Source organism: Lysinibacillus sp. COL-1 (assembly GCF_059814265.1).
This window is the reverse complement of sequence record NZ_JCAWSJ010000004.1, coordinates 701,850-725,544: the sequence shown is the minus strand read 5'-3', so window position 1 is coordinate 725,544 and position 23,695 is coordinate 701,850. Positions and strand designations below refer to the sequence as shown.

At 37.5% G+C, this 23,695-nt stretch carries 27 protein-coding genes; 7 read left to right on the top strand and 20 right to left on the bottom strand.

Going from position 1 to position 23,695, the window contains the following annotated elements:
- Nucleotides 1-235: 235 nt before the first annotated feature.
- The 6 genes from AC6BKE_RS11745 to AC6BKE_RS11720 all read right to left on the bottom strand — a co-directional run bounded on the left by AC6BKE_RS11745 (nucleotide 236) and on the right by AC6BKE_RS11720 (nucleotide 3,893).
- Nucleotides 236-631, bottom strand: a complete 396-nt coding sequence (locus AC6BKE_RS11745; protein WP_036125267.1) for a DUF3397 domain-containing protein — start codon at nucleotides 629-631, stop codon at nucleotides 236-238.
- Nucleotides 628-1,530, bottom strand: coding sequence for a ketopantoate reductase family protein (locus AC6BKE_RS11740; RefSeq protein ID WP_340812630.1), 903 nt, complete (start codon nucleotides 1,528-1,530; stop codon nucleotides 628-630). Before AC6BKE_RS11740 ends, AC6BKE_RS11745 begins: the two co-directional genes overlap by 4 nt.
- A 212-nt stretch (nucleotides 1,531-1,742) precedes the next feature.
- Complete coding sequence (locus AC6BKE_RS11735) at nucleotides 1,743-2,120, bottom strand: transcriptional regulator (protein ID WP_036125273.1); 378 nt, start codon at nucleotides 2,118-2,120, stop codon at nucleotides 1,743-1,745.
- A gap of 110 nt (nucleotides 2,121-2,230) precedes the next feature.
- Complete coding sequence (locus AC6BKE_RS11730) at nucleotides 2,231-2,998, bottom strand: enoyl-CoA hydratase/isomerase family protein (RefSeq protein WP_058843463.1); 768 nt, start codon at nucleotides 2,996-2,998, stop codon at nucleotides 2,231-2,233.
- Nucleotides 2,999-3,161: 163 nt separating this feature from the next.
- The gene (gene rpmF, locus AC6BKE_RS11725; protein ID WP_010858320.1) at nucleotides 3,162-3,335 is read right to left on the bottom strand and encodes a 50S ribosomal protein L32; all 174 of its coding nucleotides are present in this window, start codon (nucleotides 3,333-3,335) and stop codon (nucleotides 3,162-3,164) included.
- 24 nt (nucleotides 3,336-3,359) lie between these two features.
- Complete coding sequence (locus AC6BKE_RS11720; protein ID WP_036125282.1) at nucleotides 3,360-3,893, bottom strand: YceD family protein; 534 nt, start codon at nucleotides 3,891-3,893, stop codon at nucleotides 3,360-3,362.
- Nucleotides 3,894-4,060: 167 nt separating this feature from the next.
- Here AC6BKE_RS11720 and AC6BKE_RS11715 point away from each other — a divergent pair, with 167 nt between their 5' ends.
- Entirely contained in the window at nucleotides 4,061-5,272 is a 1,212-nt protein-coding gene (locus AC6BKE_RS11715) for a nucleotidyltransferase (protein ID WP_089931931.1), read from the top strand.
- Between the two features lie 51 nt (nucleotides 5,273-5,323).
- Here AC6BKE_RS11715 and AC6BKE_RS11710 read toward each other — a convergent pair whose 3' ends face one another.
- The gene (locus tag AC6BKE_RS11710; RefSeq protein WP_036125288.1) at nucleotides 5,324-6,370 is read right to left on the bottom strand and encodes a SepM family pheromone-processing serine protease; all 1,047 of its coding nucleotides are present in this window, start codon (nucleotides 6,368-6,370) and stop codon (nucleotides 5,324-5,326) included.
- A gap of 118 nt (nucleotides 6,371-6,488) precedes the next feature.
- Here AC6BKE_RS11710 and AC6BKE_RS11705 point away from each other — a divergent pair, with 118 nt between their 5' ends.
- Nucleotides 6,489-7,388, top strand: coding sequence for a hypothetical protein (locus AC6BKE_RS11705; protein ID WP_230593889.1), 900 nt, complete (start codon nucleotides 6,489-6,491; stop codon nucleotides 7,386-7,388).
- Nucleotides 7,389-7,445: 57 nt separating this feature from the next.
- Here AC6BKE_RS11705 and coaD read toward each other — a convergent pair whose 3' ends face one another.
- The 3 genes from coaD to AC6BKE_RS11690 form a co-directional block, all read right to left on the bottom strand.
- Nucleotides 7,446-7,937: a pantetheine-phosphate adenylyltransferase gene (gene coaD / locus AC6BKE_RS11700; RefSeq protein ID WP_036125293.1), complete on the bottom strand. Its 492-nt coding sequence runs from the start codon at nucleotides 7,935-7,937 to the stop codon at nucleotides 7,446-7,448.
- 1 nt (nucleotide 7,938) lies between these two features.
- Nucleotides 7,939-8,505: a 16S rRNA (guanine(966)-N(2))-methyltransferase RsmD gene (gene rsmD, locus AC6BKE_RS11695; RefSeq protein ID WP_058843462.1), complete on the bottom strand. Its 567-nt coding sequence runs from the start codon at nucleotides 8,503-8,505 to the stop codon at nucleotides 7,939-7,941.
- A 72-nt stretch (nucleotides 8,506-8,577) separates the two neighbouring features.
- On the bottom strand, nucleotides 8,578-9,999 hold the full coding sequence (locus AC6BKE_RS11690) for a hypothetical protein (protein ID WP_036125299.1): 1,422 nt from the start codon (nucleotides 9,997-9,999) through the stop codon (nucleotides 8,578-8,580).
- Nucleotides 10,000-10,055: 56 nt separating this feature from the next.
- On the opposite strand from AC6BKE_RS11690, the gene AC6BKE_RS11685 reads away from it, so the two are divergent.
- The gene (locus AC6BKE_RS11685; protein WP_499856853.1) at nucleotides 10,056-10,445 is read left to right on the top strand and encodes a DUF7147 family protein; all 390 of its coding nucleotides are present in this window, start codon (nucleotides 10,056-10,058) and stop codon (nucleotides 10,443-10,445) included.
- A 2-nt stretch (nucleotides 10,446-10,447) separates the two neighbouring features.
- Here AC6BKE_RS11685 and AC6BKE_RS11680 read toward each other — a convergent pair whose 3' ends face one another.
- The gene (locus AC6BKE_RS11680) at nucleotides 10,448-10,720 is read right to left on the bottom strand and encodes a YlbG family protein (RefSeq protein WP_036125303.1); all 273 of its coding nucleotides are present in this window, start codon (nucleotides 10,718-10,720) and stop codon (nucleotides 10,448-10,450) included.
- A gap of 327 nt (nucleotides 10,721-11,047) precedes the next feature.
- Between AC6BKE_RS11680 and AC6BKE_RS11675 the strand changes: the two genes are divergently transcribed.
- A complete protein-coding gene (locus AC6BKE_RS11675) occupies nucleotides 11,048-11,962 on the top strand; it encodes a glycerophosphodiester phosphodiesterase family protein (RefSeq protein ID WP_036125304.1) in 915 nt (304 codons plus the stop codon).
- Between the two features lie 520 nt (nucleotides 11,963-12,482).
- Here AC6BKE_RS11675 and AC6BKE_RS11670 read toward each other — a convergent pair.
- Nucleotides 12,483-12,929, bottom strand: a complete 447-nt coding sequence (locus AC6BKE_RS11670) for a YlbF/YmcA family competence regulator (RefSeq protein ID WP_036125306.1) — start codon at nucleotides 12,927-12,929, stop codon at nucleotides 12,483-12,485.
- Between the two features lie 90 nt (nucleotides 12,930-13,019).
- Between AC6BKE_RS11670 and AC6BKE_RS11665 the strand changes: the two genes are divergently transcribed.
- On the top strand, nucleotides 13,020-13,517 hold the full coding sequence (locus tag AC6BKE_RS11665) for a PaaI family thioesterase (protein WP_499856852.1): 498 nt from the start codon (nucleotides 13,020-13,022) through the stop codon (nucleotides 13,515-13,517).
- Here the strand turns inward: AC6BKE_RS11665 and AC6BKE_RS11660 are convergent.
- Both AC6BKE_RS11660 and AC6BKE_RS11655 read right to left on the bottom strand, forming a co-directional pair.
- Entirely contained in the window at nucleotides 13,498-14,970 is a 1,473-nt protein-coding gene (locus AC6BKE_RS11660; RefSeq protein ID WP_036125315.1) for a UDP-N-acetylmuramoyl-L-alanyl-D-glutamate--2,6-diaminopimelate ligase, read from the bottom strand. The two genes, AC6BKE_RS11665 and AC6BKE_RS11660, sit on opposite strands and share 20 nt — an antisense overlap.
- A gap of 150 nt (nucleotides 14,971-15,120) precedes the next feature.
- The gene (locus tag AC6BKE_RS11655; protein ID WP_036125317.1) at nucleotides 15,121-16,308 is read right to left on the bottom strand and encodes a CAP domain-containing protein; all 1,188 of its coding nucleotides are present in this window, start codon (nucleotides 16,306-16,308) and stop codon (nucleotides 15,121-15,123) included.
- A gap of 147 nt (nucleotides 16,309-16,455) precedes the next feature.
- Between AC6BKE_RS11655 and AC6BKE_RS11650 the strand changes: the two genes are divergently transcribed.
- Nucleotides 16,456-16,857 (top strand): YugN family protein, encoded by a 402-nt coding sequence (locus tag AC6BKE_RS11650; RefSeq protein ID WP_051891699.1) that lies wholly within the window; start codon nucleotides 16,456-16,458, stop codon nucleotides 16,855-16,857.
- Nucleotides 16,858-17,004: 147 nt separating this feature from the next.
- Nucleotides 17,005-18,063 carry a sporulation integral membrane protein YtvI gene (ytvI, locus tag AC6BKE_RS11645; protein WP_080717108.1) on the top strand — a complete coding sequence of 353 codons (1,059 nt, stop codon included), beginning with the start codon at nucleotides 17,005-17,007 and terminating at the stop codon, nucleotides 18,061-18,063.
- 18 nt (nucleotides 18,064-18,081) lie between these two features.
- Here ytvI and AC6BKE_RS11640 read toward each other — a convergent pair whose 3' ends face one another.
- From AC6BKE_RS11640 to coxB, 6 genes are all read right to left on the bottom strand, one after another.
- Nucleotides 18,082-18,543, bottom strand: a complete 462-nt coding sequence (locus tag AC6BKE_RS11640) for a DUF420 domain-containing protein (protein WP_036125319.1) — start codon at nucleotides 18,541-18,543, stop codon at nucleotides 18,082-18,084.
- Nucleotides 18,544-18,583: 40 nt separating this feature from the next.
- Nucleotides 18,584-19,507 carry a cytochrome c oxidase assembly factor CtaG gene (gene ctaG / locus AC6BKE_RS11635; RefSeq protein WP_036125321.1) on the bottom strand — a complete coding sequence of 308 codons (924 nt, stop codon included), beginning with the start codon at nucleotides 19,505-19,507 and terminating at the stop codon, nucleotides 18,584-18,586.
- Nucleotides 19,508-19,688: 181 nt separating this feature from the next.
- Nucleotides 19,689-20,033 carry a cytochrome C oxidase subunit IV family protein gene (locus AC6BKE_RS11630; protein ID WP_036125323.1) on the bottom strand — a complete coding sequence of 115 codons (345 nt, stop codon included), beginning with the start codon at nucleotides 20,031-20,033 and terminating at the stop codon, nucleotides 19,689-19,691.
- Entirely contained in the window at nucleotides 20,033-20,659 is a 627-nt protein-coding gene (locus tag AC6BKE_RS11625; RefSeq protein ID WP_036125326.1) for a cytochrome c oxidase subunit 3, read from the bottom strand. The genes AC6BKE_RS11630 and AC6BKE_RS11625 overlap by 1 nt, the downstream gene beginning before the upstream one ends.
- Entirely contained in the window at nucleotides 20,659-22,542 is a 1,884-nt protein-coding gene (gene ctaD / locus AC6BKE_RS11620; protein ID WP_036125328.1) for a cytochrome c oxidase subunit I, read from the bottom strand. Before ctaD ends, AC6BKE_RS11625 begins: the two co-directional genes overlap by 1 nt.
- A 40-nt stretch (nucleotides 22,543-22,582) precedes the next feature.
- The gene (gene coxB / locus AC6BKE_RS11615; RefSeq protein ID WP_036125330.1) at nucleotides 22,583-23,671 is read right to left on the bottom strand and encodes a cytochrome c oxidase subunit II; all 1,089 of its coding nucleotides are present in this window, start codon (nucleotides 23,669-23,671) and stop codon (nucleotides 22,583-22,585) included.
- Nucleotides 23,672-23,695 lie beyond the last annotated feature (24 nt).

Sequence of the window (23,695 nt, the reverse complement as noted above, 5' to 3'; positions counted from 1 at the left end):
TACTCCATAATGAGAAATTAATTCCATTCATACTATGCACATGATGTCTTAAATGTTTTTAGCCCATCTTTCATCATTACATAAGCTAGCAACAGCACAAGATGACTAAACTATGCTTATAGCACTAAGATCTATGAATTTAATCAATATTCCCATTCATAAAGAATGATTTTTTTATAACTAATTTTGATGCTATTATTTTAACGCTTATAGCTTCAACATGAAAAGAAAATGCTTAGACAACCTGTAAATATTCTACAATGGATTGAATAACCCCCACTATCCAGATCACTACATAGGCTGTACTAAGTATTAAAAATAAAAAACGCCAAATTTTCTTTAGTAACGGCTTTACTTCTATTTCCTTTTTAGTTCTCCAATCAATATATGTAAAAATCATAGCCATCATTATCGCAAGCATGACTAAAAGTGCTCCTACATTCACGCGCCACAGCACCCCAATAGCTAATGGAACAGAAAAAAACAAGCACAATGTCGTCACATCAGATGCTGCTCCAAAAGCATGTGTGCCGCGAATTTTAACCTTTCTGCCAACAAGATAAACAATGACAAAAAGAACAATTGGACAAAAAATGATGATACTAATCAGTATATGTAAAAAGTCTTTCAACTTCGTTCACCGCTCTCCTCTATTGCAAGTACTTGGTGATATAAAGTACGCAAAGTAGGTAAATTATGACCGTTAGCCAAAGCTTTGTTTAGAATGACACCAACAATTGTTTCAATTTCACTCTTTCGACCCTGTAGACGATCTGTAAGCATAGATGATGTATTCTTGGCCGTTTTCCTACATAAGTCTACCACATCAGTAAAAGGTATAGTCTGTTCAATAGCTTCAAAAGCTTCTGTAAGCTCTTTATAAATAGTTTCCATAAGTAAAAACGCCTGTTGATTCGTTACCAACTCACCGTTCTTCACTTTCAATACAGCTGATAATGGATTAATTAAGCTATTTAGCACTGCTTTTTCAAAAAGCATTTGCTCAGCATTACGAACCAGCTCAACAGGAAACAAAGAATTTTGTAATTGTAATAGCTTTTGAAAGATCCGTTGATCCCCTCTTTCTACCGCAAGTTTACAGTGTCCCACCCCTCTATGTTGAACTGTTGCTTGCCCCATCATTTGAGCACCAAAAGAAATTGAACAAAAGGCAATATTTTTTTGTGGTAAGGTGAGTGCCTCCTCGAAATGCGCTAAGCCGTTTTGCATAAAAAGCAATGGCATATCACTCGATAATGCAGCAAATTGTTTGTAGAGCTTTTGCAAATGACCATATTTAACAGCAATCACAAGTAAATCTTGTGGTGGTAGAGTGGCCAAATCTGTAGTAGAAACAACATTTTGCACAGTTTTGGTACCATCAACATTGATACGTGTTAACTGCTTTGTATTTAGTTCATTGACCTGTTCCTGCCTCCTTGCAACCAACGTTACTGACATACCCGATTCCGCTAAAAAGCTCGCTGTTAGTTGACCTACCGCTCCTGCACCAATTACCGCTACGTCCATCTTCTCCACCCCTCCTTCGTTTGAATGTTTTCGGCACAAAAAAACAATTGCTAAACCAAAATAAAACTATAAGAATAAGGTGCCTCAGATTACTTCTAAGGCACCTTCTATGCAGGTTCTTTTATTATACAGGATAGACCGATTGTTGACGATACACTGAAAGGGTTTTATCGCCAGGAAAGAAAAATAATGTAGTCATCATACTTAGAACTTTAATCTTTCATCAATGAGTAGCCCTGTTGTAGCCATTTCACTAACTTATCATGCTCATTTTGCAATTCACGATGCTTCATCTCAAGCGTTTGATAAGCCTCCGTTAATTCGTCAAAACTTGTCAATGCCAATTTCAAGTGACTTCGCATAGATTGTTGGGGCTGATTTCGAACAGCTAATAGTGACTGACTATATTGACCACGCAATGTTTTATTCCAGCGGAAGCCACAAGCTTGCTTTGTACGACCCAATTCTACAGCCGCCATTTCAAAGGCTTCTAGCTGTGTTTTGCCATTTTGCACATTATGCAACACAATTTCTGCTAGTCTTTCATCGTCTTCCTTTGTCCATTGATCTTTTCTTTTTTTCAATTCCATAATCTATCACCCTCGCATTTTTTACTACTATATGCACAAGTGGGCAAAATAGAATCATTGCATGAAAAAAGACAGTGATGATGTTTCCCTCTCATCACTGCCTTTATACATTACTTATTATTCTTCTTGGTCAAGAAATTATTAACTGCTTGGTGATGCGCTTCACTTTCCCACAGCTTCGCGCAAGTACGAACTTCCTCCATCACACGCTCATACATATTGCGTTCACGCCACTTCCGAAGTTCAATTTCCTTATAGGCTTTATGAACAGCAGGATGAATTTTTCGCATATGTTCAATAAAATCATTTAAAGCCTCTTCTTTTGAGCCTTCAAATACACGCATCGCCCATCCAATTTCATATAGTAGCTGTGCAGGATACGGCTTTGCATCTACTAGCATCTTCATCGCGCGATCATGGCGTAAACCTCGTTCAAATAAATATGTACCGCCACCCCATCCACTTGTAATGGCTAATGTACCTTGAATAAAGCCACATTTCGCGTGACTTGCCACTAAACGGAAATCACAAGCTGTTGCAATTTCACAGCCGCCGCCAACAGCAGTACCATTTATAAGCGCTATAGTGGGCACAGGTAACGTAGCAAGATCGTATAATATTTTCCCCATCTTACTTAACATACCAAATGCCTCATCCTCTGTTTCCAGTGAATGAAACTCAGATAAATCCCCTCCTGAGCAAAATGATTTATCGCCTGCACCTGTCACTACCAAAAAACGCACATCTTCATGCTGACGAATATATGTAATGACTTCTTGAAGACCATTCATAACCTCATCATTGACAGCATTCCGCTTCTCTTCACGGTTAATGGTAAATGTCATAATGCCATCATGATTATCAATTGTGTAAGACATACTGTTACCCCCTTTATTCCTGTGAATAAATTGTATCACACAATTATTTTACTATTGTAAAGAACTTCATAATCAACGAAATATTCCGTCTTTTCAAGCTAACAAAAAGGCTAGTAAAGAGCCATGGTCTCTCTACTAGCCTTTTAAGTGAGCAAACACTGTATTATTTGCTTACTACTTCTTTACCTTTGTATTGTCCGCAAGCTTTGCAAACACGGTGTGATAATTTTGCCTCACCACAGTTAGGGCAAGCTACCATACCAGGTACAGATAATTTGAAATGCGTACGACGCTTTCTTTTTGCAGTTTTAGAAGTTCTTCTAAATGGTACAGCCATTGATGGCACCTCCTTACAGATCGTCTATTCGTCTGTTTGATCAAAATACTTAGCTAAAGAAGCTAGTCTTGGATCCACTTTTTGTTCGTCAGCTTTTTTGTGTAGCTTTACGTCTTCATCTGTTGCATAAGACCAGTTTTTACCGCCCTGCACTTGTCCTTCAGAATCTTCCTTGAACACTTGCATTGGTACCTCAAGCAATACTAATTCCTCGAGAATTGGTTTCATGTCGATGACTTCACCTTCTATATAGTGAATGTCTCCGTCATCGTCTCCTCGTTTATCTTCATCAATCCAGCTAAAAATTTCAACTGTTTCGACTTCAATTGGAAACTCAACATCCTCCCACGTGCGAGCACATGGCAGTGTTAACGTTGCTGTCACAGTTAACTGACATGTCATTTGCGATGCACCAAAAGTACATAGCCCTTTTACATGAACGGGCGAAATTGCTCGAATATCCTGGTTTCGCTCCATCACTTCGTCCAGCTGGACAAAGGCATCGATTGGCATCCCGTTTTGGCGGTATTTAGATAATTGATGAATTGACCATTTCATTCGTTTAATCACCTCGAGACAACAATGTTGATTATATAATGTGTAAAAATAGATGTCAAGATAATTTCTTGTCACCACTTAAAAACCCACTTATAATTAAATACTATGAGAAGTGTATTTGCTCCTAACAGTTTCAAATAATGACACAAATTATAAGGGGGAAAAGCATGCAAGCAGTTGGAATTGTCGTTGAATATAATCCTTTTCACAACGGACATGCTTATCATTTAAAACAGGCTAAAAAAGTAGCACAGGCGGAACTTGTTATCGCTGTTATGAGCGGCACATTTTTACAACGTGGAGAGCCAGCCATGGTAGATAAATGGACACGTACTAAAATGGCGCTTGCTGGTGGTGTAGATATTGTTATTGAGCTGCCCTACGTCTATAGTACAGCACCAGCCACAGATTTCGCAAAAGGTGCCATTTCCTTATTAAGCGCCGTTGGCTGTGACTCATTTGCCTTCGGAAGTGAAGACGGCTCGATTCAACCCTTTTTAAACACATATGAGTTGATAGACCACAACCGTGCAGAATATGACATGCTTATTAAAAACAGCCTTAAAACAGGTGCAAGCTATCCGAAAAGCCTACATTATGCCTATGAACAGCTTTCTCAGAAGTTCCCTGCTCCATACATTGATCTCGCACAGCCAAATAATATACTAGGCTTTCATTATCTTGAAGCAGCGAAATCACTTAACAGTCACATCAAACCACTAACTATTTCTCGCGTAGCTGCAGGATACCATGATGCATTAAAGGAAGACACATCGATTGCAAGTGCCACTGGTATACGTAAAGCACTTGCGTCTACAAATTCTTTACAGAGTGTGCAAAATGTTGTTCCTGAGACTACTTATAGTTATTTAACAGACTGGCATAAACAGTATAGTCAATTTGCAAGCTGGGAAGCATTTTGGCCGTTATTACAGTTTACCATCATCAGACACACGCCTTCAGAACTGACTCGTTATGCAGAAGTAACAGAGGGAATTGAAAATGCTATTGTGAAAGCAGCCAAAACTAGCTCCTCCTTCAATAGCTTTATGGAAAAAATTAAATCTAAACGTTATACATGGACCCGCCTTCAACGCATGATAACACATATATACACGGGGTTTACAAAAGAGCAGCTTCAAAGTTTCGAAGCACCCTCTTATATTCGGCTATTAGGTATGAGCTCGGTGGGGCAAGCTTATTTAGGTAAGCAAAAAAAGGATATCCAATTACCTTTAATTAGCCGAGTGGCAGCTACCAATGATGCAATGTTAGCAATAGATATACATGCAGCAGAGCTATACAATTTAAGTATCGAACAAGGCACAAAGGATTGGACTCTTCCCAAAGATTATCAAACACCCCCTATCCGTTGTTAATGGCTATCAAAAGGGATGCTAGTAAAATTCTAGCATCCCTTTTTCGCTCTATTATTTCGGCTGTAGTTGCTTTAAATAGCTAATGGCATCGTCAACCGTTTTCACCGGAACGATTTTCATTTTAGTTTTGATCTCTTTGGCCGTTTTAACAGCCGTCGAATAGTTAGATTCTAGCTCTGGGTATTTCGCTTTCATTTCTTGAGAAATTTCATCATCGGGCGCGAAGAAGATTTCCATGTCGTCCCGATCAGCGGCAATGACCTTATAATCAATCCCGCCAATTCTACCAACCGATCCATCTACTAACATTTCACCCGTACCAGCAATAGCATAACCCTTTGTTAAATCTTCATCAAGAAGCTGGTCCAATATTTCAAGTGTAAACATCAAGCCAGCAGAGGGCCCTCCAATATCCTCTGTTTTCATCGTCACTTTTGGCATTGTTTCAATCGATTTACTTTCCGTATAAGAAATACCTAACCCTGCTCTATGTTCCTGTGTATTCGGAATCTCCTGTAAGGTAATCGTCTCCTGTTTTTGCTCTTCATTACGTATAAATTGTATTGTTACCTTATCTCCAAGCTGTTTAGGTTTTAAAAGGTCAACAAGCATTTGCTGACTAGTTATTTTTTGACCGTCAACCTCGATAATTTCATCCCCAGCTTTTAAAATGCCATCAGACGCTCCTCCATCTAACACATTTAATATAAATACACCGTTAAAATGAACTTTAGTCTCTAATCCTGCTCTTTGGAAAGCTACATATTTCGCATTAAATTGGGAATCAGACATTAATTTTAACTGTCGAATATTATATTCCTCATCATCCTCTAAAGGATTGCGTACTTGTTCAATATCCATTAGCTTTTGATATTTTTGAACTTTAGCCCACAAATACGAAAATGGGGTGGCTTGCTGCATCGCGACAGTCATTAAGCTTAAAGACCCCACACTATCAGCCTCTTTGCTATCTACCGTCACGAATTTACTGACATCATATGCACTTCCAGGTTTCATAATATACGCGTCTAGTCGGTATAACATCATAAAACAAATCACGACTATTAACACTGCATAAATACCAATTTTTTTCTTCACTTGAAAACACCTCCTAGGACGCTTGCAAAACCATACGTTCATGTTTTTGCCTTTCTCACATATATTGATTTTAGCATTTGCCTATGTGAATGACAAAAAGTTGAAACGAGTTGATAACATGTTTGCTACAATTCAAATAGTGCTCTGCGTAATTCTAATTCTCTTACTCTTGTTATTCCCACAAACCGCTCATAGTGGTACTGATTTAGGCGTTAACCTTTTCATGGAAGCACTTTTTCCGTATTTATTGCCGTATCTAGTATTAACACAATGGCTTCTGCGTTTAACTGCCCCTATGCGTACTAAAACGAAAAGGGCCTCATTATACGTACAAGCCTACATTATTAGCGCACTTGGAGGCTATCCAACAGGGGCAACAACCATTGTTTATTTAAAAAATAGTGGTCAATTACACCCCAAAGAGGCAAATTTTCTACTAGCTGTTTGTCATGCACCAAGTCCACTGTTCGTTTTAGGTTTTGTAAGTCTTGATTTACTACACAGTAATACGTTTGGATGGTTGTTTTTATGTTTACTACATACGTTTAATATTTGTTGCTTAGTAATTGGCTACTACTTATTTCGCAAAACTGACCCACCCACTATTTCCGTACACAACACACCACTGTATAGTGCACCATTTTCAGAAAGTATTAAAGAAACAGCTCCAACAATTCTGTTAGTTGGTACAACCATCATCTTTTTCACAACCATTCAGACCATTGTCCAACAGGGGCTAGATCAACTAATCCCTAAACTTCCCTATACGATTGAACTTTCTCTTGCAGCTATTCTTGAGGTGACGAATGGTCTTAAAATGACCGTTACAGCCTTCCCAGATCTTCCACATATCACCTTACTAGTTGTCATTTTATTAACGATGCAAAGTATTAGTATTCACTTACAAATCTTCGTTATCGCAAAATCAGCAAAACTTTCTGTCAGACCCTATATCAAATTCCGCCTCCTTAGCATAATCATTGTTCCGACTATTTATGCTCTATTTTTTCTGAAATAATGATCGCTCTATGTACCAAAAAGAGGATGTCACTTTGCTTTGACATCCTCTGCATAATTATTGCGCAAAATCATATTTATCTTGTAAAGCCTTTACGACACAAGTAGGAACTAGCTCACTAACATCGCTACCGTATTTCGCAACCTCTTTTACTATACTGGAACTTAGGAATGAATATTGGTTTTTCGTCATAATGAAAAATGTTTCAATTGTTTCATCTAGAAAACGGTTCATAGAGGTAATTTGCATTTCATATTCAAAGTCTGAAACAGCTCGTAAACCACGTACAATGGCCTTCGCCTTTTTTTCTTTAGCATAGTCTATTAAAAGACCTGAAGAGCTTTCTATACGGACATTCGGTAATGCTTTTGTTACTTCAGCCATTAAGGCCATGCGTTCCTCTACAGAAAACAACGGATTCTTTGCTGAATTGTTTAATACTGCTACATATACGATGTCAAACACATCTGCCGCACGTTTGATAATATCAAGATGGCCGAATGTGACAGGGTCAAAACTTCCTGGAACTACAGCAATTTTCTCAGACAACTTATTCTCCCTCTTCCTCTGTACAGCGATAAACAGAAATAATTGTTCCGCCATATGTTTCTTGTCTTGTTAACACAAACTCACCAAAATTTCGAGGCAATTGTACCTCTTTCGCATGTTCACATAATATAATACCATCTCGTTGAACTTTATCATTGTCCACAAGAATCTGAACTAAATCATAGTATTCCTGTTGATGGTAAGGTGGATCTAAAAAGACATATTTAAACGTAAGATCACGTTTTAACAGCGCTTTCACAGCACGCTTTGCATCAATACGAAAAAGCTCTGTATCTTCTTCATAACGACATTTTTTTATATTTTCTTGTAGCACTTGGAATGCTTTTGCATCTTTTTCAATAAAGATTGCTTGCTCTGCCCCACGACTTAGTGATTCAATGCCCAAGCCACCGCTTCCTGCAAACAGGTCAAGCGCGATTCCTCCATCAAAAAACGGACCTATAATATTAAAAATCGATTCCTTCACTTTGTCCGTTGTAGGTCTTGTCGTATTTCCAGCTATTGCTTTTAGCGGCATTCCTTTGCGCTCTCCTGCTACAACTCTCATAACAGCATATCACCGTACTTTCATCCATATAAAGTATTTTTGCAGCGAAAGGATGACCCTCCGCTGCAAAAGTTATTGTTGTTCTTGTGTTAATACTTGAATTCGCTCGTCCTTCTTTTGTAGTTCAACTAGGAATAAACGTTGCAACCAAGCTTCTTCCACATAATAATGATCAGCAATTTTAATAATTGGCTCTGAAATTGTTGCATATCTCCGCTGATTAAATACATAGAAACCAGGCTCTTTCGGGAATCGGAATGTGCGATGCTCGCTATTTACGTAATAGCCATTCTTCCCTTCCTCAGCCGAATAGCCAAGATAAGGCAATAACGTATCTGCCGTATACAACACTTGACCCTCATATAGAATAACATGAACGTCTTCTTTTAATACATCATCCACATACACATCACGAGCATCCTCAAATAAGAGCGGATATGTTCCATCTTTCTGAGCTGCGTTTAATGTAAAATAAGATGTTTTCGCATCTAACGCTTGTGATAAATACTTGTCCAATGTATCAGGCGAAAGCGGTTCTTCCCCAAGGTTTTTCAGCTTTTCCTGCCAAGCTTGCTGTTGACTATCTGTCATATAGTCATTTAATGTCTTAACCATTTTCTTTGTTTTGTCTCCACCAATTGAATCGTTTACTAAATAGGATGCCACAACTTCAGGCAACCATTCTGGAGAATCTACAAATTTAAATTGTGATTTGATTTGTGATAAAATCACTTCCTGCTCAACGGCTTGTGCAGTAAGAGTTGGTAAAAATAACAATCTTTCATCATGAGCTGTTACCGGACTTTTTTCTTGAATAATAGCAATATGCTCATCATTCAAAAACTGCAAGCTTTCTAATGATTTTAGGAAATCATTAGGAATTGACTGCTGTGCATAGATAGATAAAATCGGTGTTTGCTCTTGTACTTTAAGTTTACCTGCTTGCCAATAAAGATCTTGAACGGTACCGTTTCCTTTAAACATTGTGTAATTCACAAGAGACAGTTGTTGTTGCCCTACTAAAGGTAAACCTGTAATCCACTGTCCATTCACTTTACTATCTGTAGAAATATGAACAATTGAATACGATGCTTCACCATTTATTAGTGTAGCAAAAACATTTTGAAGGAGCATCTTATTTTTTAAGCCGCCCTCAATTGGAATTATGTATGACACAGATTGTGATTTCGTTTCCCCTTTGGCAAAATAAGAGACCTCATCTGATAAACGATCACAGCTATTTTCGCTCTCGATAAAACAACTAGGATTTGTCGCTTTTTCTGGCCATTTAATTTTCACCTTTTGATTTGGTAAATTTTTAAAATGCTGGCGAATATCTAAGCTATTTTCACGATAGACAATCTCTATTTCTTGAGAGTAATGAAAATCCCCTATGCCTGTTTCTAAATCAGATGAATAAGCATGATACTGGAAAAATATCGTTCCTGTAATAATTAGTGCTAAAATAGAAAAAAAGCTTAATGCAAATTTCATGTGCTTGACCTCCCGCAGCATGATACTATGAGTATTGGAAAGGATGTGCAATTATTATGCCACAACAATTTATAGAATTAGGAGAAGGCTATGGTGATGTTTACGAGTTACTCGAAATTATCAAAACAAATCAGGAACGCTTTCATCAAGCCTTTATACTAACATCTACAAAAGAAGATAAAAAGGTGATCTCATTAGCTGTAGCTCTCAAACCAGTTGGTGAAAGTAAGTTCATGCCTATCTATATTTGCCGAGAAGGCATCCCATATAATGAAGAACAACCTACAATGCGACAAAAAATGTTTGAAGTACAAATAGAACAACTCGATCGGAAAGCAGTTGTTGTAGAAATAAAGCACTCATCTATATTTTCGGAATCAAAACTATTTTATCAATACTTAATCGGTATATTAAGACTAAATAACTATATACCTGCATTGACGTAAGATTATAGACCTACTTTGTAGTCATATTCCTTTGCTTTATCTGGTTTTGCATTTTCATATTCAGTTTTCACAAATGGACGATAAGACTCCACAACGTCTTTCACAAATGGAAGGCGTTGTAGTTTTGTTGTCATCATATCAATGTCCTCACGATTACAGTAAAGCACTACGTATTTTTGCCTTCTTGAAATATAAAGAACATGACCATATTTCCGAAGAGATTTAGCATGTTTTAATTGATGGACGTAAACGATTAGCCCTTGTCGTTCGTTCATATTGGATTCCCTCATTTCTTACATAAAAGAATACCATAGACCGGAAAATGATAGCAACAGAGTTTAGCTGACAGAAAGCTCAATTTTCCGTTATAATGGAAAAGCATACTGCGAGAAACATCGTAGAGATATGAATTAGTTGTTTTCATGGAACATTTACGCCTCCGCGTAATAGCTCCGTATTTTTTTGCTTTTGCATATATCAGCATGAAAAAGGCATCATTCACTTCTACTAGCTATTAGTTTTAGTAGGTACTTTAATTATCAATACTGACAATGAATTCACCATTACTTTTTATATGAAGATAATTGTTAAGGAGGACGAATATGGGTAAGAAAACAAAAATTGCCCTTGCTATTGCTGCGGCAAGTGCAGCGGCTTGGGCAGGTAGTAAAGCTATTTCTAAACCACAGCAACGTGAAGGCAAACAAGCATTGCAATTTGATCGCCCCATCATTCTGGCGCATCGTGGCGGGGCTCTTTTAGCACCTGAGCATACAATGATCGCATTTGAAAAAGCAGCACAGTTAGGAGTCGATGGCTTTGAAATTGATATCCGTTTAACAAAAGACGAGGAAATCATTGTTTTCCATGATGATACAGTTGATCGTACAACGGATGGCTATGGTCTCATTGCCGATATGACCTTAGCAGAAATCAATGCCTTAAATCACGGCTATCAATTTGAAGATTTGGATGGCGCTTTTCCATATCGAGAGGAAAAAATTAATGTAGTGACATTACGAGAGCTACTTGAAACTTATCCAAATATGCTCATCAATATTGATATTAAAGATGCTCCAGATACTTATGAGGGAAGTTTGATGCCTTCTAAACTTTGGCGCTTAATCGAAGAGCTAGGCGCTGAACAGCGTGTCGTTGTGACAAGCTTCTATGGTGAGCAAATCGATCGTTTTAATTTATATGCCCAAAATCAAGTAGCACTTGGTGCCGGTGAATCAGATGTGAGAAAAGCATTTGCCTCCTTCTCAAGTCAATTTGGGCACTTATATCATCCGAAAGTTGATGTTTTCCAAATCCCACCTAAATCAGGCGTTATCGCATTAGATTCACCTAAATTTATTCAATTTTTGAATCATCTCAACATACCTGTCCACTATTGGACAATCAATGATATCGACACGATGAAAAAATTAATCCATAATGGCGCCAAAGGGATCATTACAGATCGCCCTGATATAGCTGCTGAATTATTACAGGAACAAGAGTCGTTATCATGATACGAACATAAAGGGGAAGGACACTAGTTACGTGCCTTCCCTTCATTTGAATGTTCTACCTATATAATGAGCAGATATGGGCTTGTCTAATCTGATGGATTTCATGAGCAATAATATATTGAAGAATTACTGTATCGTTTTCTTCCCCAGAAACCGTTACTAACTCGTCATGGTTCCCACGATAGCTCCTTAAAAATAGGCCAACTCCCTGTCTTAAATCTGAGGAAAGCCTCTAAATCTTAATAATCCTCAAATCAAGTATCCAATCCTTTTGACCTTGCATACCACGGATCCAACTTTACTATAATATAAAAGGATATTTGTAAGGCCATCCAATAAAGCTGCTTGATTTAGAACCTTTTTAGCAGCCTAAACAACTTTTTTCCTATCCTGTCACCAGGGATGACAGCCATTCAAGTATGTTTCCTCCTATCAATTGAAAAAAGACTGTAAACAACCTCCTGTGAATACTTGGAGTTGTCTACAGTCTAGAAGAGATGTGTAACATACACATCGTATTTTATGCTGAGCAAGAGCATGAGCCGCCCGAGCCACATCCTCCTCCGCAAGATGAACCAGATGCAAAGAATGGGTTACTAACAGGAACTTTTACAGCTTCAGAGACTGTTTTACCTATTAATAGGCTAATCTCATCGAGTAAATCCTGAAAATCGTTTTCAGCAATTTTTAAAGCTGAAACTTTTTCATTCAAGTCAAGTGCCCTTTTCTGTTGGCGAATTGACTTCATGATTGTATGGTAGTCTGGATGATATTTTCCGAAACGTTGTACATCTTCGTACTGCTCTTTCATGCGATTAAATGCGTAAATAGCTTCTACAATTTGTGCATCACTATAGACTGCATCATACGCTTGCTGTAGCGCAATCGCAGGTTCTGAGGAAAGAATCATCTCACAAAGCGCTTCGGTCTCATCCAAAATGAGTACCCAGTCAGAGGTCATCATCATTTTTAATTCCCCCAATCTCTTTCCCATCATAACAGATTTTATGGTAATTTTACATTATTGATACTTTTAATGAAAGAGGTTTGCCAATTAATGACAACATCTAAAGGACAGATAGAACAATTACTAGCTGAAATTTTACAAGAAAGTACTGAGGAAGATGAAGAAGTTTTATTACATCTTTTAAATGGGCTAAGAGAGAAGCAGCAAGGCATTCATCGTCGTTATCTTAATGCTGCCCTACATATGGCAGGTAAATTTGAGCCTGAAATTAGTGAGGTTCGTATCCCTATTACACCAGTTATTCATAATACAATTAAGGTGCCTCATGGTGGCATTATTGCAACAATTGCCGATGCAGCTATGGGCGGACTTGCTTCACGCTCTGTACCAGAGGGATATAATGTGGTTACAACGAATATGAATCTATCGTATATTGCCACAACAACGAATAAAGAATTGATTGCGCGCGGTCGTTTTGTTCATAAAGGACGTCAAACACTCGTCATGGCATGTGATATCGAAGATGAGACAGGTCGCAAGCTGGCTATTGCTACAGGATCTTTCTTTATTATTCAGCGTCGTCTGTAATGAGACTGGCAAAATAATCTTTGATGCATTGTTGATCGGAAAAAGGCAATTTTTGATTTTTAATTTGCTGTGTTTGTTCATGCCCTTTTCCGGCCACAAGGACAATATCGCCCTTTTTCGCCTTTGCTAACGCTTGATGGATAGCAAGCTTCCGATCTAAGTAAATTTCATAATATTGTTGCTCTGTAAAGCCTGCAATAATGCTTTCATTTATCACGATTGGATCTTCATCTCGTGGATTATCTGTTGTTAAATAAATAACGTCCGCGTATTTACTTGCTACCGCTCCCATGGCGAAGCGCTTCGCCTTATCACGATTTCCACCACAACTAAAAACAAGGTAAATTGTTTTGGAACGATTAAAGGTTTGTAAAACGGCTTGTAAGGCTTCTGCTGTATGCGCATAATCTACATAAACCTCTATACCCAAAGGATTATCAATCTTCTCAAGTCGTCCTTCTGGTAGTTTTAAGGACCACATATGACCAACTAGATCTTCCATCGGGACACCTAGGCGCCATATAGCCATTAAGGCAGCAATAGTATTTTGTACATGATATTTTCCGACAAAAGGAATTTCCACAATATGCTCACTCGCTGTTGTTTGTAAGCAAAGTACGGTTTTTCCAACTGTTTCACTGACAATTTGAATATGTAGATCATTGTGATTATCAAAGCCAAATGAACAGGATTTTTTCTTATCATAAATCCCTACAGAACGACAAAAGTTATCATCTCCATTTAATACTAACTTTTTGGATAAATCGGCTAATCTTTTTTTTGCACGTTTATATGCTTCTAAACCACCATGATCTTCTAAATGGTCTTCTGATAGATTTAAAAATACACCACAGTCAATATCGCAATGGTCGAGTCTATGCTGCTGTAAGCCCATTGAAGAAGCTTCTAGCACAACATGTGTAACCCCTTTTCGTACACATTGCTTTAATATCGGATGCAATTCTTTGGCCTGCAATGTTGTTAGTTGCTCGTAAGCCGTTTGTTGTTTCTCGCCATTGATGAAAAAGCCAACCGTTCCAATAACTGCTGCTTTTTTATGTAAGGCATTTAGAAGCTGACTAACAAAATGGCTCACCGTGGTCTTTCCATTTGTACCGGTAATGGCAATAACCGTTAAAGCCTCTGCTGGAAAAGCAGCAAGCTTCGCACTCGCATACGATAAAAATAATGCTGTATTCGGAACCCACACAAAAGGAATTTCTTTATCCATAATCGGCAAAGAAATACTTTCTTCCGAAACAATGGCAGCAGCCCCCCGTGCCAACGCTTCTTTAACAAAACGACTTCCTGATGTTTTTTTGCCCTTTCGTACAATAAAAATGTCGCCGGGTTGTACGGCCTGTGCATAATCTTCTACGCCTGTAATTTCTGTTCGAATGGATCCTCCTGTCACACTACATGGCCAATCTTTTAATAACTCAGCTAGTTGCAAGCCTCATTCCCCCTTTCCGTTCTCTATCATATGACGGCGTTTGTAACGGTGTGACGAAAAATATAGAAGCCCACAGTGAAAGTACTACCTTATAAAAAAATAAAGACAAGCTCGGCTATTCGAGCTTGTCTTCAAACTGATATTCTGTTGTTAGGATGAGGAGGATTGCTCTGTATTCTCTACAGGGTCCTCACTATCTGGTTCTTTATTTCTCTGTTCTTCGTTATCCTGTTCTTCAATATCTTGTTTTTTTCTATCTTGCTCTTCACTATCCATCGTCTGTGCAGTAGGCTCTATATAGATTTGCGTATAATAATCTACGAAAGCACCGGAACCAACGCGTGTATATCGATCATCCAATAACACCTTCCTATGTTCAGGCGAATTTGTCCAACCATGCATAGCTTCTATCGCATCAAAATAAGCAGTGGCAAGATTTTCATTCGCTGCACTATAGTCGATGTCATGTGCCTGTAATCTCTTTTTTAAATCTCCATTAGTTGGAGACTCATGTGATAAGAAATTTTGCACCTTCATATCTTCACTATGCATTTTTGCAGCTTCTTCTAATGATTCATCCATTGCTAAAGGTGGTAATTCATGATGTACCCTCGTAACATTTAAGAGATCATCAAGCTGTTTGGCGCTAGCTACATCGATTTCTTGCTGCAAAAATGAGGACGGTGGCGTACGTCTCACTAGTTCACCTTGATAACTCATTTCATATGGTTGATGAAGGACAAGTGTTTCACTGTCTGTATAACGTATTCCCTGTAGCTCACTTGTCTCCCTATCTATATAAAGCTGTGCATAAAGGCCATCAAATTTGACAAGCAACCTTGTTTGCATATCTTCTTCACTCATCGAGAAAATGAAAATATTTTCTCCCACAGTGGCCGCTACCTCATAATCAATAATCGTCATACGGTATATTTCATCGCGTTTTTGTCCAACTTTAAAAGGAAATGCATCGATTTCTTGTCCAGCTATGTAAACTTGCGTTACAATATTATTTTCAACACCAATCATAAAAAACGTAGCAACATCTTTATTGTAGACCCACCATTGATAGCCAAATGAAGACGGTTCTTTTCTCGTTGGTTCCCCATATTGCTCTAAAACGGTTTGAATGCCTTTTCCTACCAAAGTTGATATGCCTGTTTGAGGACGTGTCATTGCTCCTACAGCAGACTGTTGCTTTAGTTGTGTTTGAGGGATTATATTAGAATTGGTATTTGGTCCTTCTAACGGCTCATTTTCCTGCGGGGTATTGAAAAACATAAAGCCAATTAATGCAATTGCGCCACAAACCATTAAAATGCGGAATAAAGCTTTCATACAGGACTCCTTTTCATCACCATTATTGTAAGTTATTATATCAATTGTAATTGGGTTGACACAATGTTGTCATTGCAACAATGTCGAATATGCTCTATTATAAAAATGAGCGTATACTTTGTACGAGAACCTAAAGGAGGACTATACATGTATTTTGAAAATACTAACCTTGAAAATTTAACAGCTGATCAAGAACTAATTGTCAGCATTATGAAAAAGCATGGTTTAGAATGTGATGGCGGTTGGGATTACGAACGTATGACATTCGATAAACGTTTCGATACTCGTGAAGGTCGCTATTACCTACGCGTATTCGCATATGCCATTTCTGGTGATGTAGGTGCACACGATGCCATCCTTACGTTAATGAAACCAGCCCTAGGTAAATACTATTACCCACATGGTGTTGAATATGGGGATGATGAAGTTTACCCAGCACATCTTGTAACAAAATGTGAAGAAATCTTAAAAAAGGTTAAATTAGAATTAGATCAATTCTCAATTGAGCCAACAAATAAAAATAACTTCGAACCTGTTAACGCACGCTAATCTTTAATAAACTAAAGTGACAGCAAGTATAGCGTAAGTAGCTTCATTTTATGAAAAGACTGGTGGTCCAGTCTTTTTTTATTTTGAGTAAAAAAATTTTTTCTCCTCATACTACCTATATCTATTACATGGATGTAGGTGAGAAAAATGTTATCTTTTTTTAATCGTCCTTTTTTTCGGCATCCCATAATCGTCATAGCGATTGGGCTTCTGCTTCTCTGGTTCATTTCTATATCGTTACCAATCCTCCTTGCCTACTTAACCGCGTTACTTTTAGAACCGATTATTGTTCGAATGTGCAAACGGTTTCGAAAAAAACGTAAAATAGTTGTTTTCATCTTTTTTTTATTTTTTCTCAGTATCTCTTTATTATTATGTACACTTATACTCTATATAAGCTGGAAACAATTTTCTTCTTTTATCATCGATATTCCTGAGTACCTTAATCAACTATCGGCCTTATGGATTCAAATGCAATCCAAGCTCAGTAACTACACCTATCATTTACCTGTAGAACTCGTTTTACAAATTCAATTCATGATTGAAAATGCTTTAGCCTCTATAGAAAAATTCGCCATATCCTTAACAAATGTGAATGTATTGTCTACTTTACTAACATATATCCCCTCCCTTTTATTTGATGTTTTTGTTTATTGGATTGTCTTGTATATGTTGCTCTTAGATTTGCCAGCCATTAATCGTAAATTATTAATGCCCTTTCCTTTTCACTATCATCAAAAAATCATTTTTATTGGGCAGCGCGTTAAACTAGCCTTATTCGGCTTTTTAAAAGCACAATTGCTTGTTGGTGCTAGTATCTTTGCGATATCCTTCGCAGCATTTTATTATTTAAAAACGCCATTTCCCATACTGTTAGCTTTATCACTCGTTGTATTAGATTTTATCCCTTTTCTCGATTCATTTATCCTTTTAGTCCCATGGGCCATTTATCAAGTATTTGCAGGCGACTATATATATGCTGTCGTTCTAACGTTACTAAATGTGGGGCAATTTCTAGTCCGCAGAATGATTGAACCAAAAATTATTGGTGATAAAATTGGCCTTTCCTCCTTAAATACCTTCATTGCCATGTTTATCGGCTTTAAAATATTTGGTTTTCTTGGGATATTAATAGGCCCTTTACTTGTTGTAGTGATACTTTCTATATTTCAACCAACTACAAAAAATCTCCCACCTTTACAATAATAAAGAGGGAGATTTTTTTTAAAACCCTAAAATGGCTTTAATAACGGATGTTGTTTCACCTGGTTCAAATAAAATATATAGCAATAAATAAACAAGTACACCAGTGATGGCAACAAAGAACCAAATAATACTTGTGATTGGTCCAATACGTCTGTGTAACTTAATATTTGTTTTCAAACCCGAAATAATGCTAACGATACCAAACACGGCTCCAGATGTCGCCAAAATAATATGGAAAATCAAAAAGAACGTATAATATGGTTTTAAATGTTCTCCACCGCCAAAAGCCGTATTTCCAATAAAGATTGTACGGGATGCATAGATAATAAAGAATATAAGTGCCGCAACACCTGCAGCAAGCATTACTTTCTTATGCCCCTCTACATTTCTTTTTATAATTAAGCCCCATCCTATCGCTACTAGTACAGCACTAATGACGATAAACGATGTACTAATAGTAGGCAAAATTTGCAATTCCATTGTCAAAACCCCTTATACAAAGTAAATTTCTATATTACAATTAATGTTGCTGTTGACTTTCCCATTTTTTTTGGTGTGCAGCTAATGCATCAGCCGTAATTTTATCTGGATCTTTTTGTTCAGAACGATACCATCTCGTAAAGATTGTCCCAATTAATACACCAAAAATAAGCTCTTGTAAGATTTTCATTAATACGCCACCTAATTGCTGGTCTGCAACAGGTTTCATGTCTGTAAACAGCTCTGGTCCTGATAATGATAAGCCTGATAATGTAGAGGCTGGTACACACAGCTCCATTGCTTTTAACCATGCATCACCATTTGTATATGTCTCATACATTGCATTAGGAGCAAAAATGATTAATCCACAAGCAGGTGTAATTAACACAGCATTTGCAATAATATAGGCTAATTTATGCAAAGGCTTCATTTTAGCACTATTAGGCATATTTTGAATTAAAGGCCAGTACATAAAAATAGCTGAAAGAAATAATACAAATGTATAGGTACCATGTAATGTTTCATTTAATTTAATGTAATCTAATACTGAAGGCAAATGATAGAAGGAAAATAGACCAATAAACACAAAGACTGCAACAACTGGTAATGTCAGTACTTTAAACAACGTTCTAACAACCGGTGCTTCAATCGCAACTTTCCAAACCCACCAAGGGATTCCTTTAATTAAGAAAATCGGAACAAGCAATAATAAGATCGCCATTTGAACCATATGCATGGTAAACATAATGTGAGCCATTAAATCAACTGGAGAACCTTTAATGATATAAATAGTAATCATGGCTAACACGAAATAAATGGCTTCTCCCTTTTTCAAAGGTTCACTTACTTTAAAATCATTACGCCACTTTACTGTGACTAAAAAATAGATAATCGTTATAAAAACAAGAACTCCTATTAAATAGGGACTCCACAATGCTTGGAAACCAAATATACTAAGTGGCATATAGAACGCACTCCTTTAAACTTCAGTACTCCTATTATAAAACGCTTACAGCTATACTGCAATGAACGAAAGGTGAACAAATGTTAAGTTTAACAGTGTTTGTCTCTTTTTGAAACCTTCACAACTTTAAAACATAAGAAAAAGCACGTTCGTACAAATAACGAACGTGCTCTTTTGGTGATTACCACCAAATGATTGTTAAAAATGCTAAGAAGAATGTAAATGCGATTAACATCCCCATCCACATGAAGAAGCCAATAACACCACCAAAGTGTGTTTTTTTGTCCTCTAAGTGCATGAAAGAATAAAGCTGAAGTACAACTTGAACACCAGCCAATAATAATACGAATGGCATGATTAAGTATTTAGAAAAATCAGCTGCAACTACTGCGAATGCGATAAACGTAAAGAAAATCATGATCGCAAAGTTGATTACTTGTTTACGCATATGAACGGCATTATGATGACGATCATACTCATACTGTGCCTGTGACTTAGCAACTATAGGTGTATCGTGTGAAGACATTATCCGATCACTCCCATCAAGTAAACTACTGTAAAGATAAATACCCAAACAACGTCAATAAAGTGCCAATATAAAGCAGCTACGAAAAATTTAGGTGCATTGTACAAGTTTAAACCACGTTTCGCATTACGGATCATTAAAGTTGCAATCCATACAAGTCCTAAAGTTACGTGGAAACCGTGTGTACCAACTAAAGAATAGAACGCAGTTGCGAATGCAGATTGGTTAAATGTAAAACCAAGGTGCACATAGTGTTGGAATTCATAGATTTCAAGTGCTAAGAATCCAAGACCTAAAGCTAAAGTAATGGCTAACCAAGTTTGCATCCCTTTAAAGTTAAAGTTACGCATATGGTAAATTGCATAAACAGAAGTTAGTGATGATGTTAATAATAACATCGTCATAGCAAATGCTAATGGTAATTCAAATAAACCTTGAGTTGTGAACTCCATGCCAGCTGGCCCTTTGTTCTTAAGCGCTAAATAAGTAGCGAATAAACTTGCGAAAAGTACAACTTCACAGGCAAGGAAAATCCAGAAACCAACGACTTTATTTTTACCTTCCATCGTAGCTTGTTCAGGATGATCTGGCCAAGTATGAGGAGTAAATTTAGTATTGAAATCCATTATTTATTTCCTCCTTTGCCGTAAAGATGTTCTTCAATTTCAAGAATTTCTTCTTTGTGTAAGTGGAAACCATGATCGTCTTTAACTGAACGAACAATCATCGCCCCAAATGTAATAGCTAAACCAATGATTAATACATAGATAGACCATGGTTTATCTGCATCTGGATTGTAAAGTGCACCGAATGCTGCAATAAACATACCTAATGAAATAACGAATGGAATCGCTGAGTTATTTGGCATATGAATATCACCGATTGGCTCTGCAAATGTCACTTCTTTATTACCTTCTTGTTTTTCAATCCACCATGGATCTAAACCACGTACAAGTGGCGTTTGACGGAAGTTGTAGAATGGAATTGGTTGTGGAATTGACCATTCTAAAGTACGTCCATCGCCCCATGGGTCGCGACCTGCTGGCTTGCCTTTAATAGACATTAAGCAGTTGATTACCATTAAGATAACCCCTACACCCATCATTAATGCACCGATTGTAGAGATATAGTTGAACTGATCCCAACCTTGACCTTCCATGTAAGTGAATACACGACGTGGCATACCCATTAAACCTAAGAAGTGTTGAACGAAGAACGTTAAATGGAATCCAATAAAGAATACCCAGAAAGTAATTTTACCAAGCGTTTCGTTTAACATACGGTTGAAGAAAATTGGCCAGTAGAAGTGCGCTGAACCAAATAATGCTGTAACGATACCACCAACGATTACGTAGTGGAAGTGAGCAACGATAAAGTAAGAATCGTGTAATTGATAGTCGAGAGGTGCAGATGCTTGCATTACCCCTGTAACACCACCCGCAACGAATGACGGGATGAAACCAAGTGCATAAAGCATTGGTGTTGTAACTTTAATAGATCCGCCCCAAATAGTTAAGATCCAGTTGAATACTTTCATACCTGTTGGAACCGCGATTGCCATTGTTGCAACAGCGAAGATTGCGTTTGCTGTTGGCCCAAGACCAACTGTAAACATATGGTGAGCCCAAACCATGAACCCTAGGAAACCAATTAAAATTGTTGCGAATACCATTGAAGAGTATCCGAATAAACGTTTACGAGAGAACGCTGGAATAATCTCAGAGAATAAACCGAACGCCGGTAATACTAAGATATAAACCTCTGGGTGTCCGAAGATCCAGAATAAGTGCTCCCAAATTACTGTGTTACCACCCATTGTATGGTCAAAGAAGTTACCACCGAACATACGGTCGAATAACATCATTAATAAACCAATTGTTAATGGAGGGAATGCGAATAAAATTAATGCACTTGATACAAGAGCTGTCCATGTGAATAATGGCATACGCATGAATGTCATACCAGGAGCACGCATTGTAATGATCGTAACGATGAAGTTAAGACCTGAAATTAATGTACCTGCCCCTGAAATTTGTAAACCAAGAACATAGAAGTCAATACCATGTCCTGGAGAATATAAAGATAATGATGCATAAGAAGTCCAGCCCGCATCAGGAGCGCCACCCATAAAGAATGACAGGTGAAGGAATACAGCACCTAGGAAGAATAACCAGAACCCTAAAGAGTTAAGGAACGGGAATGCAACGTCACGCGCACCAATTTGTAATGGTACAAGCATGTTCATAAATGCGAATAGTAATGGAGTAGCAGCTAGGAATAACATTGTTGTTCCGTGCATTGTTAATAATTCATTGAAAAAACCAGCTGACACGAAATCGTTATTTGGTTTCATTAACTGAATACGCATTAATAACGCTTCAAAACCAGCGATAGCGAAGAACAATGTGCCGGCTAATAAATACATGACTGCTAACTTTTTATGGTCAACAGTAGTAATGTAATCCCAGACAGTTGCTCCAAAGCCCTTTTTCTGTGTGTATGAGCTCACAACTTTTACCTCCCTCAAAATTTGTTACATAGAACGAAATTTATTTTTCAACTGATAAGCTCATGATATAAGTTGCAAGAGCTTCAATTTCTTCATCAGATAAATCACCGTAAATAGGCGCAGTGCCTTCAGCGTTCATCATTAAGTTACCTGGTTTAAATTCCTCTGGGTTTTTAATCCAAGCTTTTAAGTTTTCTTCATTGTGTTCTAAGAAACCAGCAACACGGTTACGGTCACCAAACGTAGTTAAGTTTGGACCTGGTGTACCGCCTGCTCCTGAACCTGAGATAGCGTGACAGCCTAAGCAGCTGTTAGCAAAAGTTGCTTCACCAAGATCTGTTGAAGCTTTGTCAGCAATTTGTCCTTCTGTTGCTTTCATTGCATCAACCCATGCGTCAAATGCATCTGGGCTTAATGCTTTTACTTTAAAGTCCATTAATGCATGTGAAGGTCCACATAATTCAGCACATTTTCCATAAAATACGCCATCTTTAAGATCTTTAGATTCTTTATCAAATACTAAGTAGAATTTGTTTAAGTTTTCTACGTTTGTATCCATTTTACCGCCTACAGCAGGAATCCAGAATGAGTGCTTAACATCGGCAGCTTTTAAATTAAAGTAAACCTTTTCACCTGTTGGTACTACTAGCTCTTGAGCCGTTACGATACCTTGGTTAGGGTATTCGAATTCCCACCAGTATAATTTTGCTGTTACATTGATCGTTAGGGCAGTTTTATTCCCTTCTTCATCTACCTCATCCATTGCAGCAACATCTGCAAATTTATAAGTAGTTGTAACAACTGGTACAGCGATAATTAATAATAAAATAATCGGTATAACTGTCCAAATCACTTCTAATGTGTGACTACCCTCTACTTGCTTAGGGATAACATTTTCACCAACGCGTGAACGACGGTATTTTAGGAATGCAAGTAAATAAATAACGGATACGATTACTACTACTAGCGTCATAATTATAGTAGTTAACAGTAATAAATTTAATTGTTGTTTACCTACTTCTCCAGATGGTTTTAGTGTAGAAAGATAATCTTCACCACAACCTGAAAGGAAAACCATCATCACTGCTAGAAGTGAAAAAAGACGCCATTTTTTAAGCCCTTTCATCATGCTTAATTAAACCCCTCTTTCTTT